We start from the raw sequence: 16,779 nt of genomic DNA, 5'->3' as shown, positions 1-16,779 counted from the left end.
GCCGGTTTAACGTCTACCGGAAATTGCCGCCATGGCCCGCAAAAAAGCTGCACTGGATTTCGAACAATCCCTCGCCGACCTGCAAACACTGGTCGAGCGTCTGGAGAACGGTGAATTGTCGCTGGAAGACTCGCTGACCGCTTTCGAGCAGGGCATCGGCCTGACCCGTGACTGCCAGGCGGCGCTGGCCCAGGCCGAGCAGAAAGTGCAGGTACTGCTGGAGCGCGATGGCGAGCTCGCCGAGGAACCCTTCGACGCGGATGAGCCAGAATGATCGCGGCGTATTCGGCGAGCAGTCAGGCCCGGGTCAACGCGGCGCTGGAGACGCTGTTCAACGCGCCGCTGCCGGAACTGGCGCGGCTCTACGAAGCGATGCGCTACAGCGTGATGAACGGCGGCAAGCGCGTGCGCCCGTTGCTGGCTTACGCCGCATGCGAAGCCCTCGGCGCAAAGGCTGAACAGGCCAGCGGCGCGGCCTGTGCGGTCGAACTGATCCACGCCTACTCGCTGGTGCATGACGATTTGCCGGCGATGGACGATGACGATCTGCGTCGCGGCCAGCCGACGACCCACAAGAAATTCGACGAAGCCTGCGCGATCCTCGCCGGTGACGGCTTGCAGAGCCTGGCCTTCAGCGCCCTGCTCGACCCGCGCCTGAGCGATTGCAGCAGCGAAATCCGTCTGCAGATGGTCACAGCGCTGGCCCATGCAGCCGGTCCGGCGGGCATGGTCGGTGGTCAGGCCATCGATCTGGGTTCGGTCGGTCTCAAGCTCGATCAAACAGCCCTCGAACAAATGCACCGGCACAAGACCGGCGCGCTGATTGAAGTCAGCGTCAGGCTAGGCGCCTTGGCCAGCGGCCGCGCCCAACCCGATCAGCTACAGGCCCTGCAGACTTATGCACAGGCCATCGGTCTGGCCTTTCAGGTGCAGGACGACATCCTCGACGTGGAAAGCGATACCGCGACCCTCGGCAAACGCCAGGGCGCCGACATTGCCCGGGACAAGCCGACCTACCCGGCCCTGCTCGGCCTCGACGCCGCCAAGGCCTACGCTCTGGAACTGCGCGATCAGGCCTTGCAGGCGCTGCGACCGTTTGACGCGGCCGCCGAGCCGTTGCGCGAGCTGGCCCGGTATATCGTCGAGCGGCGCAACTGACGGCGTATCGGCCAAAAAAGACCAACGCGTGGGCAGGGGGCGATGCATCAGGTAAACTGCCGCATCTTTTATACCTATAACGATTCGCCTGATGCCCACGACGTTTCATGAGATTCCCCGCAAGCGCCCGACCACGCCCCTGCTCGACCGCGCGAACACGCCGGACGGCCTGCGCCGGTTAGGCGAAGCCGAGCTGGAAACCCTGGCCGATGAGTTGCGCCTGGAATTGCTCTACACGGTCGGCCAGACCGGTGGGCATTTCGGTGCCGGCCTGGGCGTGATCGAGCTGACCATCGCGCTGCATTACGTCTTCGACACCCCGGACGACCGTCTGCTGTGGGACGTCGGGCATCAGGCGTATCCGCACAAGATCCTCACCGGTCGCCGCGAGCGCATGGCCAGCCTGCGTCAGAAGGACGGCATTGCCGCATTCCCGCGCCGCTCCGAGAGCGAGTACGACACCTTCGGCGTCGGCCACTCCAGCACCTCGATCAGCGCTGCGCTGGGCATGGCCATTGCTGCCCGCCTGCAGGACAGCGATCGCAAGGCCATCGCCGTGATCGGCGACGGCGCGCTGACCGCCGGCATGGCTTTCGAGGCGCTTAACCATGCGCCTGAAGTCAACGCCAACATGCTGGTGATCCTCAACGACAACGACATGTCGATCTCGCGCAACGTCGGCGGGCTCTCGAATTATCTGGCAAAGATCCTTTCCAGCCGCACCTACGCGAGCATGCGCGAGGGCAGCAAAAAAGTTCTGTCGCGCCTGCCCGGCGCCTGGGAAATCGCCCGTCGCACCGAAGAATATGCCAAAGGCATGCTGGTCCCAGGCACCCTGTTCGAAGAACTGGGATGGAACTACATCGGCCCGATCGATGGCCACGATCTGCCCACCCTGATCGCCACGCTGCGCAACATGCGCGATCTCAAAGGTCCGCAGTTTCTGCACATTGTCACCAAGAAAGGCAAGGGCTTCGCACCGGCGGAAGTCGACCCGATCGGTTACCACGCCATCACCAAACTCGAACCACTGGACGCCCCCGCCGCTGCGCCGAAAGCCGTCAGCGGGCCGAAGTATTCGGCGGTGTTTGGCGAGTGGCTGTGCGACATGGCGGCGGCTGACGCTCGTCTGGTCGGAATTACCCCGGCGATGAAGGAAGGCTCGGATCTGGTGGCGTTCAGCGAGCGCTTCCCCGAGCGTTATTTCGACGTGGCGATTGCCGAGCAGCACGCGGTCACTTTCGCTGCCGGCATGGCCTGCGAAGGCGCGAAACCGGTGGTGGCGATCTACTCGACGTTCCTGCAACGCGGTTACGACCAACTGGTACACGACGTCGCCGTGCAGAACCTCGACGTGCTGTTCGCCATCGACCGTGCCGGCCTGGTCGGCGAAGACGGCCCGACCCACGCTGGCAGCTACGACCTGTCGTACCTGCGCTGCATCCCGGGCATGGTCATCATGACCCCGAGCGATGAAAACGAACTGCGCAAGATGCTCACCACCGGCCACCTCTACAACGGCCCGGCGGCGGTGCGTTACCCACGCGGCAGCGGCCCGAACGCAGTCATCGAAAAAGATCTCGAAGCGATCGAAATCGGCAAGGGCATCGTGCGTCGTCAGGGCAGCAAGGTCGCCATGCTGGTGTTCGGCGTGCAACTGAGCGAAGCCTTGAAAGTCGCCGAGAAACTCGACGCCACCGTGGTCGACATGCGTTTCGTCAAACCGCTGGATGAAGCGCTGGTGCGCGAGATCGCCGGCAACCACGAGTTACTGGTGACCATCGAAGAGAACGCGATCATGGGCGGCGCCGGCGGCGCGATCAGCGAATTCCTCGCCCGCGAAAACATCCTCAAGTCGATGCTGCATCTGGGCTTGCCGGACATTTACGTCGAGCATGCGAAACCGGCGCAGATGCTTGCCGAGTGCGGGCTGGATGAGGCCGGGATCGAAGCGTCGATTCGCCAGCGGCTGGATTTGCTCAACAGTTGACGCAATCCCTTGTAGGAGCTGCCGAAGGCTGCGATCTTTTGATCTTGCTCTTCGGCAGCTCCGGAACCTTTAAAAAGCAAAATCAAAAGATCGCAGCCTTCGGCAGCTCCTACATGGTTTTGCAAAGACCATAGATTGCCATGAACCTCTCGCGCCTCGCCCTGCCCTTCCTCCTGCTGCCAACCGCCAGCGCCCTTGCCGATACATTCGAACGCGATCAGGCGCTGAAGCTGCCGGACACGCTGATCAGCGCCAATCGTCAGGTCGAGGCGCGCAACGACAGCAGCGCCGCCAACACCGTGTTCACCCGCGAAGACATCGATCGCCTGCAACCCAGCGACGTGCCCGATCTGCTGCGGCGCGTGCCTGGCGTGCAAGTGGCGCAGACCGGCGGGCGCGGCAGTCTGCCGGGGGTCTACATTCGCGGCACGCAATCGGCGCAGAGCCTGGTGCTGGTCGATGGCCAGCGCATCGGCAACTCGACTTCCGGCGACAGCAACCTGCAACATCTGAACATCGAGCAGATCGAGCGCATCGAAGTGCTGCGCGGTTCGCGCTCGGTGATTTACGGCAGCGACGCGATTGGCGGGGTGATCCAGATCTTCACCCGGCGCGGCACCGAGCAAGGCTTGCAGCCACGCCTGCATCTGGGCTTTGGCAGTCAGCAGACATGGGAACGCAGCCTCGGCTTGTCCGGCGGCGACGAGAAAACCCGCTTCAACCTCGGCGCCAGCCTCGACGAAACGGCCGGGCTCGACCGTACCCACGAGTCGTATCCAAGCGACAGCGACCATGATGCCTACCGCAACAAATCCCTGAGCCTGAGCCTCAGCCACGCGCTGACCGATGACGTCGAAGTCGGCGCCAATCTGCTGGATAACCGTGGCAGGAGCGAATTCGACAACCCGTTCGGCCGCTTCGACATGGACACTTTCGAGTCGGTGCAACAGCAGCCATACAGTGATTTCAATGTCAGCAGCATCAGCAGTTATGTCGATGCGCGGGTCAACGAAACCTGGAAAACCCGCATTGAATTCGGCCACAGCGAAAACCGCGAAAAGACCTTCGACAAGCTCAGCGACGAGCGCACGGTGTTCAACACTTATCGCGACTCGGTGAACTGGCAGAACGACCTGACGCTGGACGCTCGCAACAGCCTGATTCTAGGCGGCGACTGGTACGAAGACCGGGTCAACAGCAGCACTGCGTTTGACGAGGACAGCCGCTGGAATCGCGCCGCGTTCATCCAGCATCGCTATCAGGCCGACAGCTTCTCCACCGAGATCGGCCTGCGCCACGACGACAACCAGCAGTTCGGTAGCCAGAACACCTGGAGCGGCACTTTCACCCTGCCGCTGAACCCGGACAACGACGTGCTGCTGAGCTACAGCGAAGGGTTCCGTGCGCCGACCTTCAACGACCTGTACTACCCGGATTTCAGCAATCCCGACCTGAAACCGGAAACCTCGAAAAGCTACGAACTGCAATGGCGCAGCCAGTTGAGCGACAGCGCGCGGCTGGAAGCCTCGATTTACCGTACCGACCTGGAAGACGCGATCATCTTCGGCAGCAACTCCCGCCCGCAGAACGTTGCGTCAGCGCGCATCAACGGTTTTGAAGCAGCGTTGAAGCAGGAGCTGTTTGGCTGGCAGAGCAATCTTGGCGTGGCGATCATTGATCCGCGAGATCGCGATACCGGGCATACGCTGGCGCGACGGGCGCGGCGCACGGCCAGTTGGGATCTGGATCGGCAGTTTGATCGCTTGGGACTCGGCGCCAGTTGGCAATTGGTCAGCGGCAGTTACGACGACTTGAACAACACCCAGTCGCTGGGTGGCTACGGCACGCTCGGGCTGCGCAGCAGTTGGGCGCTGAACCGTGAGATCAAGCTGGATCTGAAGGTGGATAACTTGCTGGACAAGGGCTACAGCCGAGCGAATTACAGCTATGACGCCGCGCAGTATGGCTATCGCGAGGAAGGTCGGGCATGGATGTTCGGGGTCACCTGGACCCCGGAAATTCGCTGAGATCCAATGTAGGAGCTGCCGAAGGCTGCGATCTTTTGATCCTGATTTTCGGCGGCTCCGACACCGCCAAAACCAAAGTCAAAAGATCGCAGCCTTCGGCAGCTCCTACAAGGGTCACCTGTCCGGCGCGATCAATTGGCAGAGTTTGGCGGTGGCGCTGATCATCTGCCCGCTCGGTCGCTCGAGGCCTTTGTCAGTGACCAGCAACAACCGCCCCTCCCTGACCGCCGCCACCTGTGGCCAGGCCTTCCACGCCCCTAGCTGGGCCTGATCACCGGCGACAATTACTTCGGGATCACGCTGCAATACCGCCTCGATACTCACCTGCGGTGCCGGCAGATTCAGCTCGGCGAAGACATTGCGCGCGCCGCACACATCAAGCGCATCGCTGATGATCTGACCGCCACCGATGGTATACAGCGGTTTGTCCCAGACTTGATAGAAAACCCGCAGCGGTTCGTCACGGCTATAACGCTGGCGCAGATCATTCAGTTGCTCGCGCAATTCGGCCGCTCGTTTCGCCCCACGTTCTGGACGCCCAAGCTGTTTGCTGATCGCTTCAATTTGCGTCGCCAGTTGCGCCAACGTATGCGGCTCGGCGACGAAGGTTGGAATGTTCAGGCGCTTGAGCTGATCACGCTGCCCCGCGCCAACACTGCCGGGCCAGAGCAGCAGCAAATCCGGTTTCAGGCTGAGCAAGCGCTCCATGTCTAGCTGGCCGTAGCGGCCCACTGATGGAACATCCGCTATCGCCGCCGGCCGCTCGCCCGCATCCAGTACGCCGACCAGCAGGTCAGCGGAATCCAGTTCAACGACGATTTCAGACAGCGAGGGGGCGAGGCTGACCACCCGCAATGCAGCCAGCGCCGGGCTGCTCAGGGCGAGCAGCAGAACCGCCAGCCACAGGCGAGGCATCAACCGAGTTGACGCGGAATACGGTAGAGGTAGAACAGCACGGCGGTGGACAGCGCCAGCAGCATCAATGGCACGGCTTCGAGGCCGACGAATACCGCCAGTGCGCCGATCCAGGCCGGCAAAGACGCCACCAGCAACGCTGCACGCCGACGTGCCGCAAGGGCAATCCAGGCGGCGGGTTCATCGGCGCTATCGAGGGCTTTTTGCGTGGCGATCAGGGCGTGTTTGTAGCGGGCGAAATACTTCAGGCTGACAAACATCGAGGCGACGCCGGCGATGAACAAAGGCATCGCCAGCACTGGCAACAGGCCCTGGCCTTCACCGAACAGCGCGTTGAGCACGAACAGCGGCAACAGCGCCAGCGCCAGGTATTGCCACCAGGCCACCGCTAACCGCCGCCGCACTTGGCCGCGGGTCACGCGCGGTCGACCTCGCCCTGATGCTCGTTGCCCATCATGTGGTCGAGCTTGCTGGCCTTGGTCGCCAGGTAGAGTTTGTTGTGCGGATTGTGCCCGGTGTGCAGCGGCACGCGCTCGGCGACGACGATGCCCATGTCGGTCAGCGCTTTGACCTTGCGCGGGTTGTTGGTCATCAGGCGCAGGGATTTCACGCCCAGATGCTCAAGCATCGGCAGGCACATGGCGTAGTCGCGCTGATCGGCGGCAAAGCCCAGACGCTCGTTGGCTTCCACGGTATCGGCGCCGCCGTCCTGCAATTCATAGGCGCGGATCTTGTTCAGCAGCCCGATGCCGCGCCCTTCCTGACGCAGATACAGCAGCACGCCACGGCCTTCGCGGGCAATCGCCTGCAACGCGGCTTCCAGTTGCGAGCCGCAGTCGCAACGCTGGCTGAACAAGGCATCGCCGGTCAGGCATTCGGAATGCAGGCGACCGAGTACCGGGGCGCCATCGGCAATTTCACCGAGGCTCAGCACGACGTGCTCACGCCCGGTGCTCTCATCGAGAAAGCCGTGCATGGTGAATTGCGCAAAAGGCGTTGGCAGCTTGGAAGCGGCGACGAAGACGACAGGCACCAATGTGCTCCTGATCTAGAAGACTGAAAATTCGCAGGCGGGCATTGTAACAGCAGGTTCCTACAGACGCTTAGGCTGAATTATCGGGCATAACGATCAAAAAGTTTGATGACACTCCCGCTCCCTGTAGGAGCTGTCGAGTGCAACGAGGCTGCGATCTTTTGATCTTGATCTACAGGCAGCAGATCAAAAGATCGCAGCCTCGTTGCACTCGTCAGCTCCTACAGGGATTTGTGTTGGGCTTCAGTTCGGGTTGAACGGATACGGCTGCTGCCACTTCTCGAAGATCGGCTTCAACTCCCCGCTCTTGACCAGTTCCGCCATGCGCCGGTCATACAGCGCCATAAGCGCGCGGGCCTGTGGGGTATCGGCGAAACCGAGAAACAGCGGCAACTCAGCCAGATGCGAATAACGGTACTGCGCCGGATCCGCCGCGTCGCGCACGACGGCTTCAATTTCGGTCAGCGCATCGATGTAGTAATCCGCCCGCCCCTGCTTGAGCATCAGCAGAATGCCGGTGCGCCGTTCGATCTGGTTGAAGCGCTTGATGTTCGGCAGATAGTTTTCGTAGCGGTAGCCGCGCACCCAGGCCAAGCGGTATTTGCCCAGCGTCGCCTGTGTCGGCGGCGGGCTGCTCGCCAAGCCCAGCGCGTAGATGTGATCGGAGTCGAATTTCCACTGCGGGTACAGCACGCGCTCGGCCTCGTCGCGGTAGGAGCCGACCAGCGCGTCGACTTCCTTCAACTGCACCAGCCCGATCGAACGGGTATACGGCACCGTGCGGATATCCAGCTTGACCCCGGCCGGCTCGAAGACTTTGCGCAACACGTCCCAGGCCAGACCATGGCCGTCAGCGGCGGTGTAATCCTCCCAGTCTTCGCTGGCCAGATGGATCACCGCAGGCACAGGCGCGGCGGCCTGCGCATGGGCGAACGTGCCCAGCAGAGCCAGAAGCAGCAGCGCCAACCCGCGTCGCAGCATTGCGTGTTTCCTCACGTGAGTCGAATCAGGCGAATATCCAGACCAGCCCTTGCATCGCCAGCCAGGCGAACACACCGGCCAGCACGTCGTCGAGCATGATGCCGACGCCGCCATGCACGTGCTTGTCGATCCAGCGGATCGGCCACGGCTTGAGAATATCGAAGAAGCGGAACACCAGAAAACCCGCGAGCAACCAGTACCAGCCTTCCGGCACCAGCCACAGGGTGATCCACATGCCGACCATTTCGTCCCAGACGATGCCTTCGTGGTCGTGCACGCGCAAATCGTCAGCGACTTTGCCGCACAGCCAGAAGCCGAACAGCATGGTGATGCCAAGCATCAGCCAGTAGCCCCAGTCGGGCAGCATCTGCCACAGCGGAATGAACGGCAGCGCCACCAGCGAGCCCCACGTGCCCGGCGCTTTTGGCAAGGTGCCGGAGCCGAAGCCGAACGCGAGGAAATGCCACGGATTGCGCCAGACCGAGGGAGGCACGAATTCGGCAGGGACCTGTTTCGGGTGATCTGTCACGGTGTCTCCTGAAAATGTTGGTAGCCGCGAATCTGCGGAGTGATGTCGCGCCCGTCGCGGTCCAGCAGCAGCACGCCCTGGCCCGGCAGCACACGGCCGATCACATGAATCGGCCAGCCGTCGGCCAGCAGTGCCGGCAACTCGGCGGACGGCAAGGTGAAGGCCAGTACGTAATCATCACCACCGCTCAATGCCGCGCGCTCGGCACCGCGCTGGCCGAGAAACGCGACTAAAGCATCCGACAACGGTACACGCTCGCGTTCAATCTCAAGTCGCACCTTCGACGCCAGCGCGATATGCCCGCAATCGGCGAGCAGGCCGTCGGAGATGTCCAGTGCCGCCGTGGCCTTGCCGCGCAGGGCCTGACCGAGGGCCAGTTGCGGCTGCGGCGACCAGTAATGCTCGAGCAGCGGCTGGGCGATATGCGCTTCGGCATCACGTTGAGCCAAAACCAGCGGCAAGGCGCCGGCTGCATTGCCCAGTTCGCCGCCGACGCAGAGCAGATCACCGGCCTGCGCACCGCTGCGGGTCAAGGCCTGGCCAGCGGGTACGCGGCCGAACACGGTGACCGTCAGGCTCAACGGTCCGCGCGTGGTATCGCCGCCGACCAGCGCGACGCCGCAGCTTTGCGCCATGCGGTTCAAACCCCGGGCATAGGCTTGCAGCCAATCGGCAGTCACCGTCGGCAAGGTCAGGGCAAGGGTAAAGGCAACGGGCGCGGCGCCCATGGCGGCCAGGTCACTGACCGCGACGGCCAGCGAGCGCTGACCGAGCAGAAACGGATCGCAGGGGTCGGCGAAATGCACACCGGCCACCAGCGTATCGGTAGAAACCGCCAGCTGTTCCCCAGCGGGAACCGCCAGCAAGGCGCAGTCGTCGCCGATCCCCAGAGCAACGCCTTCGCCGCCCTGCGCACAAGGCGCGGCGGCGAAGAAATTGCGGATCAGCTCAAACTCGCCCATGGCCGAGAAAAAGTATTCAAGCGCCGATCAGCGCTTGAACGCCTTCACTTCAGCTTCACGCAGGCGCGGGGCCAGCTTGTCGAGCACACCGTTGACGAACTTGTGGCCGTCGGTCGAACCGAACACCTTGGCCAGTTCGATACCTTCGTTGATCACAACGCGGTACGGCACGTCGACGCGCTTGAGCAGTTCCCAGGTCGACAGGCGCAGAACCGCCAGTTCAACCGGGTCGAGCTCTTCGATCGCCAGATCCAGGCACGGCGTCAGGGCGGTGTCGATTTCGGTCTTGAACTGCGGAACCCCGTGAAGGATTTCACGGAAGTAGGCGCCGTCGACATCGGTGAAATCGTTATCAACGCGAAACTGCGCTTCGATCTCGTTCAGCGATTGCCGGGCCATGTGCCACTGGTACAGCGCTTGAGTCGCGAGCTGACGGGCTTCACGACGCTTGGCGCTCTTCGACGGCTTGCCGGCATCCGCAGGTTTCGGATCGCGCGGGTTGAAACGATCGCTTTCGTCGCTAATCACTTGGCCTCCAACTGCGCCAGCAGGCTGACCATTTCCAGAGCGGACAGGGCAGCTTCGGCACCTTTGTTACCGGCCTTGGTGCCGGAACGTTCGATGGCTTGCTCGATAGAGTCAACGGTCAGCACGCCGAAGGCGACCGGTACGCCGAATTCCATGGAGACCTGGGCCAGGCCTTTGGTGCACTCGCCAGCCACGTATTCGAAGTGCGGAGTACCGCCACGAATGACCGCGCCAAGGGCGATGATGGCTGCGAACTCGCCTTTCTGAGCGACTTTCTGCGCCACCAGCGGGATTTCGAAGGCGCCCGGCGCGCGGATGATGGTGATGTCGCTTTCGCTCACGCCGTGGCGAACCAGGGCATCAACGGCACCGCTGACCAGGCTTTCAACCACGAAGCTGTTGAAGCGGCCCACTACCAGAGCGTAGCGGCCTTTGGGGGCGATGAAGGTACCTTCGATGGTCTTCAGGGTCATTCGTCAGTTCTCTTAAAGAGCCGGGACGCGTCTGCTACGCGCCCCTCAGTGATTATTTGCCGCGAATTGGAGTCCGGAAACAGCCGGTCATTATTCGGAGGGCACGTATTCTACAACTTCCAGATCGAAACCGGATATCGCATTGAATTTCATTGGTGCCGACATCAAGCGCATTTTGCGCACGCCGAGGTCACGCAGGATCTGCGAACCGGCCCCGACGATGCTGTAGGTGGTCGGTTTTTTCGGCGCTGCCTGCTCACCGGTTTCACGGATATGCGCCAGCAGCACGTCGCCATCGAGCGGATGACCGAGCAGCAGCACCACACCGCTGCCGGCCTCGGCGACCGCAGCCATGGCGGCGCGCAGGCTCCAGCGACCGGGTTGCTTGACCATCAGCAGATCGCGCAGCGGGTCCATGTTGTGCACGCGAACAAGCGTCGGTTCTTCAGCGCAGACAGTGCCCAGCGTCAGGGCCATGTGCACGTCGCCTTCCACCGAATCACGATAGGTCACCAGGTTGAATTGGCCCAGTTCGCTGTCCAGCGGCTGCTCGGCAATCCGCTGAACGGTACGTTCGTGGATCATCCGGTAGTGGATCAGGTCGGCGATGGTGCCGATCTTGATGTTGTGTTCGGCGGCGAATGCTTCGAGTTCAGCGCGACGGGACATGGTGCCGTCGTCGTTCATCACTTCGCAGATCACTCCGCTCGGCTCGAAACCGGCCATGCGCGCCAGGTCGCAAGCGGCTTCGGTGTGGCCGGCGCGAGCGAGGGTGCCGCCGGCCTGGGCCATCAGCGGGAAAATGTGGCCCGGGCTGACGATATCTTCAGCCTTGGCGTCTTTGGCGGCAGCCGCTTGCACGGTGCGCGCACGGTCAGCGGCGGAGATGCCGGTGGTCACGCCTTCGGCAGCTTCGATCGAAACGGTGAACTTGGTGCCGAAACCGGAACCGTTGCGTGGCGCCATCAGCGGCAGCTTCAACAGTTCGCAGCGCTCGCGGCTCATCGGCATGCAGATCAGGCCACGGGCGTGCTTGGCCATGAAGTTGATGTGTTCGGCCTGGCAGCATTCGGCGGCCATGATCAGGTCGCCTTCGTTCTCGCGGTCTTCGTCATCCATGAGGATGACCATCTTGCCTTGGCGGATGTCTTCAACCAGTTCTTCGATGCTATTGAGCGCCACAAGGCACCCCCTTCTTTTGAATTATTTGAGGTAGCCGTTTTGGGCCAGAAAGCTTTCGGTGATGGTGCTGCCGGCGGTCTTCTCGGCGGCCTTGTCGCCCAGCAGCAGACGCTCCAGATAACGCGCCAGCAGGTCGACTTCCAGATTCACCCGGCGGCCCGGCTTGTATGAAGCCATGATGGTTTCGCTGAGGGTGTGCGGAATGATCGTCAGCATGAATTCGGCGCCATCGACTTCGTTCACGGTCAGGCTGGTGCCGTCGACGGTGATCGAGCCTTTGTGGGCGATGTACTTGGCCAGTTCCTTCGGCGCGCGGATGCGAAATTCCACGGCGCGGGCATTGTCGCTACGCGATACCACTTCGCCAACACCATCGACATGACCGCTGACCAGATGCCCGCCGAGGCGAGTGGTCGGGGTCAGGGCTTTTTCCAGATTGACTGGGCTGCCGCTTTTCAGGTCATTCATGGCGGTGCAATCGAGGGTTTCGCGGCTGACGTCGGCGGCAAAGCCGTCGCCCGGCAACTCGACGGCGGTCAGGCAAACGCCGTTGACCGCGATGCTGTCGCCGAGTTTGACGTCGCTCAGATCGAGCTTGCCGGTTGCGACGTGCACCCGCACATCACCGCCCTTTGGGGTCAGTGCGCGGATACTGCCGATGGATTCGATGATGCCGGTGAACATGGGGTTCTCCTTGAGAACGAGGCCAGCGCTAACGCGATGGCCGAGAATTATACGCGGGCCGAAGGGACAGGGATCGCAGTGACTCGCCAGTCATCGCCCACCGCGCGGATTTCAGTGATTTTCAGTTCCGGTGCATCTTTCATCTGCGCCAGCGGCCAGTCGAGCAGCGGACGCGCCGTGGAGCCGAGGAACTTGCCGGCAATGAAGATCACGAATTCGTCGACCAGCCCCAGTTGCGCAAAGGCGCCGGCCAGACGCGGACCGGCCTCGACCAGCACCTCGTTGGTGCCACGATGAGCCAGTTCGATGAGCAATTGATGCAGATCGACCTGGCCGTCGGCACCCGGCACGATCAGGCATTCCGGGCCATTGGCGTATTGCTCCTCGACCGCGACACAGGTGGCGACCAGCGCCGGCCCGGCCTTGAAGAACGGCGCATCCAGCGGCACCCGCAGGCGGCCATCGATCAACACGCGCAATGGCGGGCGACTCATGGCCAGCGCGGTTTGCTCACTGTCCAGACCGAGTTCGTCCGCGCGCACGGTCAAGCGTGCGCCATCGGCCAGCACCGTGTCGGCGCCGGTCAGCACCACCGCCGCCTCAGCGCGCAAACGCTGTACTGCAGAACGCGCCGCCGGGCCGGTGATCCACTGGCTCTCGCCGCTTTCCATCGCTGTGCGACCGTCGAGACTCATGGCCAGCTTGACCCGCACGAATGGCAAGCCATGTTCCATGCGTTTCAGAAAACCTTGATTGAGCTTGCGTGCCTCTGCTTCCAGCACCCCGCTTTCAGTGGCGATACCGGCATCAGCCAAGCGCTGCAAACCGCGCCCGGCGACTTGCGGATTGGGATCACGCATCGCCGCTACGACCCGGGCAACGCCAGCGGTCACCAAGGCGTCGGCGCACGGCGGCGTGCGTCCGTGATGGCTGCAAGGTTCGAGGGTCACATACGCCGTCGCGCCCCGGGCCTGCTCGCCAGCGGCGCGCAGGGCGTGGACTTCGGCATGGGGTTCGCCGGCACGCTCATGCCAGCCTTCGCCGACAATCTGGCCGTCACGCACCACCACGCAACCGACTCGCGGATTGGGATGGGTGGTGTAGTGGCCTTTGCGCGCCAGTTCCAGCGCGCGGGCCATGAAATGGGCGTCGAGGATCGCCTGCTCGGCGGCGGTGGTCATTCTTTCACCGGTTCGCGGGCGAGGCGGTCGATCTCTTCGCGGAATTCATTGAGGTCCTGGAAGCGCTTGTACACCGAGGCAAAACGGATATAGGCGACTTCATCAAGCTTTTGCAGCTCGGCCATCACCAGCTCGCCGACCACGAGGGATTTGACCTCGCGTTCGCCGGTGGCGCGCAGCTTGTGCTTGATGTGGACCAGAGAGGATTCGAGGCGCTCGACGCTGACCGGACGTTTCTCCAGCGCGCGTTGCATGCCGGCGCGGAGTTTTTCTTCGTCGAACGGTTGGCGGCTGCCGTCGGTTTTGATCAGGCGCGGCAACACCAGTTCGGCCGTCTCGAACGTCGTGAAACGTTCGCCGCAGGCCAGGCATTCACGCCGGCGGCGCACCTGTTCGCCCTCGGCGACCAGACGCGAGTCGATGACCTTGGTGTCGTTGGCACCGCAGAAGGGACAGTGCATGGTGGCTGGCAACAAAAAATGGGAGGGCCATGGTAGCGCATCCCCGTGGCAAGACAAGCCATAGGCTTTGCGGTATACAGAACGGCATGATCGTCTGATCCATGGAATTCATTCTGCCGGAGCCTCCAATGCCGTTACGTCCGCTCGTTCTGCTCAGTCTTTTCAGCCTGCTGGTGGCCTGTGGCAGCGACGCACCCAAGCCGCAACCGCCGACCCCAGGCCCCGCGCCGCAACAGGCGCAGAAAAAAGCCAAAGAGGCCGCCGAACTCGGCCCGCTGCCAGCGCATCAGCGCGAATTGAGCGGCACCCTGCAAGGCGTGCCAACCGGCGCCGAAGTCGAATTGGCGCTGCTGGTGATTGATGAAAAGGATCGCCCGCAACAATTGCTCGCCAGTTCCAGCCTGATCGGCAACAACCAGATCCTGCCGTTTCATCTGCGCTTCAACCCCGAGGCATTTCCGGCCGGCGCACGGGTTGAGCTGCGCGGTCGCGCCAGCCAGTCCGGACAACTGATCCTGCACCTGCCGTCGCAGACCATCACTCAACCGACCACTCAGGCTTTGGGCCAGCTGCAATTCGTCAAAGCGCCATGACAGCACCGCTCGACCTGCAACAGGCCTTGGGGGAATTGCTCGGCGACGCCAGACTGAAAGCCTGTGCGTTGCCGGGCACTGATTTGCAGCTGTGGTTGATCGATGGCGACAACATGGCCCGCGAATTCAGCCGGGAAGAAACCCAGCGCATCCTGCATGAACCGCCCTATTGGAGTTTTTGCTGGGCCAGCGGCTTGGCCGTGGCGCGTTATCTGGCACAGTTTCCAGAGTGGGTGCGCGGCAAGCGCGTGCTGGATTTCGGCGCCGGTTCCGGGATCGCCGGCATCGCGGCGGTGAAGGCCGGGGCGCTGGAAGTGGTGGCCTGCGATCTCGATCCGTTGGCGATCGGCGCGTGCAAGGCGAACGCCGAGCTCAACGATGTGCAGATGAGCTACTCGACGGATTTCTTTGCCGAGGCCGATCGCTTCGATCTGATTCTGGTGGCGGACGTGTTGTATGACCGGGCCAACCTGCCGCTGCTCGACGCGTTTCTCACTCGCGGCCGCGAGGCGCTGGTGGCGGATTCACGGGTGCGGGATTTTCGTCATCCGTTGTATGAGCGAATTGAAATGCTCGAGGCGATGACCTTGCCGGATCTGGCCGAGCCTGAGGAATTCAGACATGTCAGCCTCTACCATGCGCGCCGCTAGCTGAAAGCATCGCGGGCAAGCCCGCTCCCACACTGGATCTGTGTCGTTCATAAATCCCCTGTGGGAGCGAGCCTGCTCGCGAAGGCGTCCGCCCATGCAACACAGCTCTCGAACCCGCCCCGCTTCCGGCCACCCCCCACCAAGCCGTATAGTTGCCCCATTCCAAGCTTCTTCGACGAGATCCCCCATGAGTCAGCAAACGCCGTACATCTTCGACGCCACGACTGCCGATTTCGACCAGTCGGTGATCGAAGCCTCCTTCAACAAACCGGTGCTGGTGGATTTCTGGGCCGAATGGTGTGCGCCGTGCAAGGCGTTGATGCCGATGCTGCAGGGCATTGCCGAGAGCTATCAGGGCGAGTTGCTGCTGGCCAAGGTCAACTGCGACATCGAGCAGGACATCGTCGCCCGCTTCGGCATTCGCAGCCTGCCGACCGTGGTGCTGTTCAAGGACGGTCAGCCGGTCGACGGCTTTGCCGGGGCACAACCGGAATCCGCCGTGCGCGCGCTGCTGGAACCGCATGTGCAGATGCCGCCACCGGCCGCTGCCGACCCGTTCGAACAGGCTCAGGCGATGTTCGACGAAGGCCACTTCGCCGAGGCGGAAGCGGTGCTGGTGACCATTCTCAATGAAGACAATACCAACGCCAAAGCGCTGATCCTTTACGCACGCTGCCTGACCGAGCGCGGTGAGCTGGGCGAAGCGCAAACCGTGCTCGACGCGGTCAAGAGCGATGAGCACAAAGCCGCACTCGCCGGGGCCAAGGCGCAGATCCAGTTCCTCGGCCTCGCCCGCGACCTGCCGGACGCCGCCGATCTGAAAAGCCGCCTGGCGCAAAATCCACAGGACGATGAAGCGGTGTACCAACTGGCGATCCAGCAACTGGCGCGCCAGCAATACGAAGCGGCGCTGGACGCCTTGCTCAAATTGTTCATCCGCAACCGCAGCTACGGCGAAGGCTTGCCGCACAAGACCTTGCTGCAGGTGTTCGAGCTGCTGGGCAATGATCATCCGTTGGTGACGGCTTACCGTCGCAAAGTGTTTGCGGCGCTGTATTAAGGCCTCACCCGATCCAGCTATAGAGCGGCGTATCCCCGCCGCTCGCCACTTTCACATCGGCACTGTGGCGCAAACGCACGAGCAAACGCTTGCCCGCTGCCGCACTGCCGGTGAGCGCCTCCAACTGATCGAGCAGATCCGGCCCGCTAAGTTGCCCGGCGTTGCGCAACACGTCTTTGGCCACCTGCCACAGCGCATCATCCTGATTCACCGGCTTCGCCGCCGGGGCCGACGCCACTGCCTCAGACTGCGCAATCGGCGCCTGCCCGCTTAGCGCCGAACCGAGCCTCGCCCAATCGCTGTCATCCAGCTCCACCGTCAAATCCACCGGCACCTCGCCGACCGTTCCGCGTATCCGCAACATCAAGTTCG

The 16,779-nt window shown here is 62.7% G+C and carries 20 protein-coding genes; 7 read left to right on the top strand and 13 right to left on the bottom strand.

The genetic code is table 11. The features are described from left to right. Positions 1-31: 31 nt before the first annotated feature. The 4 genes from AB4N47_RS26400 (at position 32) to AB4N47_RS26385 (ending at position 5,175) form a co-directional block, all read left to right on the top strand. A complete protein-coding gene (locus AB4N47_RS26400; RefSeq protein WP_016772991.1) occupies positions 32-274 on the top strand; it encodes an exodeoxyribonuclease VII small subunit in 243 nt (80 codons plus the stop codon). Then, positions 271-1,158, top strand: coding sequence for a (2E,6E)-farnesyl diphosphate synthase (gene ispA, locus AB4N47_RS26395; RefSeq protein WP_122610993.1), 888 nt, complete (start codon positions 271-273; stop codon positions 1,156-1,158). The genes AB4N47_RS26400 and ispA overlap by 4 nt, the downstream gene beginning before the upstream one ends. Before the next feature lie 91 nt (positions 1,159-1,249). Then, positions 1,250-3,148 (top strand): 1-deoxy-D-xylulose-5-phosphate synthase, encoded by a 1,899-nt coding sequence (gene dxs, locus AB4N47_RS26390; protein ID WP_341639270.1) that lies wholly within the window; start codon positions 1,250-1,252, stop codon positions 3,146-3,148. 140 nt (positions 3,149-3,288) lie between these two features. Next, positions 3,289-5,175: a TonB-dependent receptor domain-containing protein gene (locus AB4N47_RS26385; protein WP_341639271.1), complete on the top strand. Its 1,887-nt coding sequence runs from the start codon at positions 3,289-3,291 to the stop codon at positions 5,173-5,175. Positions 5,176-5,289: 114 nt separating this feature from the next. Here AB4N47_RS26385 and AB4N47_RS26380 read toward each other — a convergent pair whose 3' ends face one another. From AB4N47_RS26380 to nrdR, 12 genes are all read right to left on the bottom strand, one after another. After that, positions 5,290-6,090 (bottom strand): cobalamin-binding protein, encoded by an 801-nt coding sequence (locus tag AB4N47_RS26380; protein ID WP_341639272.1) that lies wholly within the window; start codon positions 6,088-6,090, stop codon positions 5,290-5,292. Continuing rightward, entirely contained in the window at positions 6,090-6,509 is a 420-nt protein-coding gene (locus AB4N47_RS26375; RefSeq protein WP_130912733.1) for an MFS transporter, read from the bottom strand. Before AB4N47_RS26375 ends, AB4N47_RS26380 begins: the two co-directional genes overlap by 1 nt. Then, positions 6,506-7,123 (bottom strand): GTP cyclohydrolase II, encoded by a 618-nt coding sequence (ribA, locus tag AB4N47_RS26370; RefSeq protein ID WP_024014485.1) that lies wholly within the window; start codon positions 7,121-7,123, stop codon positions 6,506-6,508. Before ribA ends, AB4N47_RS26375 begins: the two co-directional genes overlap by 4 nt. A gap of 243 nt (positions 7,124-7,366) precedes the next feature. Beyond that, positions 7,367-8,104 carry a substrate-binding periplasmic protein gene (locus AB4N47_RS26365; protein WP_341639273.1) on the bottom strand — a complete coding sequence of 246 codons (738 nt, stop codon included), beginning with the start codon at positions 8,102-8,104 and terminating at the stop codon, positions 7,367-7,369. A 25-nt stretch (positions 8,105-8,129) separates the two neighbouring features. After that, a complete protein-coding gene (locus AB4N47_RS26360; protein WP_024014487.1) occupies positions 8,130-8,633 on the bottom strand; it encodes a phosphatidylglycerophosphatase A family protein in 504 nt (167 codons plus the stop codon). Beyond that, on the bottom strand, positions 8,630-9,595 hold the full coding sequence (gene thiL / locus AB4N47_RS26355; RefSeq protein ID WP_024014488.1) for a thiamine-phosphate kinase: 966 nt from the start codon (positions 9,593-9,595) through the stop codon (positions 8,630-8,632). The genes AB4N47_RS26360 and thiL overlap by 4 nt, the downstream gene beginning before the upstream one ends. A 27-nt stretch (positions 9,596-9,622) precedes the next feature. Continuing rightward, entirely contained in the window at positions 9,623-10,123 is a 501-nt protein-coding gene (gene nusB, locus AB4N47_RS26350; protein WP_024014489.1) for a transcription antitermination factor NusB, read from the bottom strand. Further along, positions 10,120-10,596, bottom strand: a complete 477-nt coding sequence (gene ribH, locus AB4N47_RS26345; RefSeq protein ID WP_003228649.1) for a 6,7-dimethyl-8-ribityllumazine synthase — start codon at positions 10,594-10,596, stop codon at positions 10,120-10,122. Before ribH ends, nusB begins: the two co-directional genes overlap by 4 nt. 90 nt (positions 10,597-10,686) lie before the next feature. Then, a complete protein-coding gene (ribBA, locus tag AB4N47_RS26340) occupies positions 10,687-11,778 on the bottom strand; it encodes a bifunctional 3,4-dihydroxy-2-butanone-4-phosphate synthase/GTP cyclohydrolase II (RefSeq protein WP_039761895.1) in 1,092 nt (363 codons plus the stop codon). A 21-nt stretch (positions 11,779-11,799) separates the two neighbouring features. Further along, complete coding sequence (locus AB4N47_RS26335) at positions 11,800-12,462, bottom strand: riboflavin synthase (protein ID WP_016772981.1); 663 nt, start codon at positions 12,460-12,462, stop codon at positions 11,800-11,802. Between the two features lie 47 nt (positions 12,463-12,509). After that, positions 12,510-13,643, bottom strand: a complete 1,134-nt coding sequence (gene ribD, locus AB4N47_RS26330; RefSeq protein ID WP_341639274.1) for a bifunctional diaminohydroxyphosphoribosylaminopyrimidine deaminase/5-amino-6-(5-phosphoribosylamino)uracil reductase RibD — start codon at positions 13,641-13,643, stop codon at positions 12,510-12,512. Further along, on the bottom strand, positions 13,640-14,104 hold the full coding sequence (gene nrdR, locus AB4N47_RS26325) for a transcriptional regulator NrdR (protein WP_007910946.1): 465 nt from the start codon (positions 14,102-14,104) through the stop codon (positions 13,640-13,642). The genes ribD and nrdR overlap by 4 nt, the downstream gene beginning before the upstream one ends. Positions 14,105-14,232: 128 nt before the next feature. Here nrdR and AB4N47_RS26320 point away from each other — a divergent pair, with 128 nt between their 5' ends. The 3 genes from AB4N47_RS26320 to trxA all read left to right on the top strand — a co-directional run bounded on the left by AB4N47_RS26320 (position 14,233) and on the right by trxA (position 16,407). Then, positions 14,233-14,697 carry a YbaY family lipoprotein gene (locus AB4N47_RS26320; protein WP_071173724.1) on the top strand — a complete coding sequence of 155 codons (465 nt, stop codon included), beginning with the start codon at positions 14,233-14,235 and terminating at the stop codon, positions 14,695-14,697. Then, complete coding sequence (locus AB4N47_RS26315) at positions 14,694-15,347, top strand: class I SAM-dependent methyltransferase (protein ID WP_341639275.1); 654 nt, start codon at positions 14,694-14,696, stop codon at positions 15,345-15,347. Before AB4N47_RS26320 ends, AB4N47_RS26315 begins: the two co-directional genes overlap by 4 nt. Before the next feature lie 187 nt (positions 15,348-15,534). Further along, on the top strand, positions 15,535-16,407 hold the full coding sequence (gene trxA / locus AB4N47_RS26310) for a thioredoxin (protein WP_016772977.1): 873 nt from the start codon (positions 15,535-15,537) through the stop codon (positions 16,405-16,407). Positions 16,408-16,411: 4 nt separating this feature from the next. Here trxA and AB4N47_RS26305 read toward each other — a convergent pair whose 3' ends face one another. Continuing rightward, complete coding sequence (locus tag AB4N47_RS26305; protein WP_130902600.1) at positions 16,412-16,771, bottom strand: hypothetical protein; 360 nt, start codon at positions 16,769-16,771, stop codon at positions 16,412-16,414. Positions 16,772-16,779 lie beyond the last annotated feature (8 nt).

Source organism: Pseudomonas sp. S3_G06, from assembly GCF_054667565.1.
Note: the sequence above shows the minus strand (reverse complement) of the source record. Positions and strands in the feature narration are given on the sequence as shown.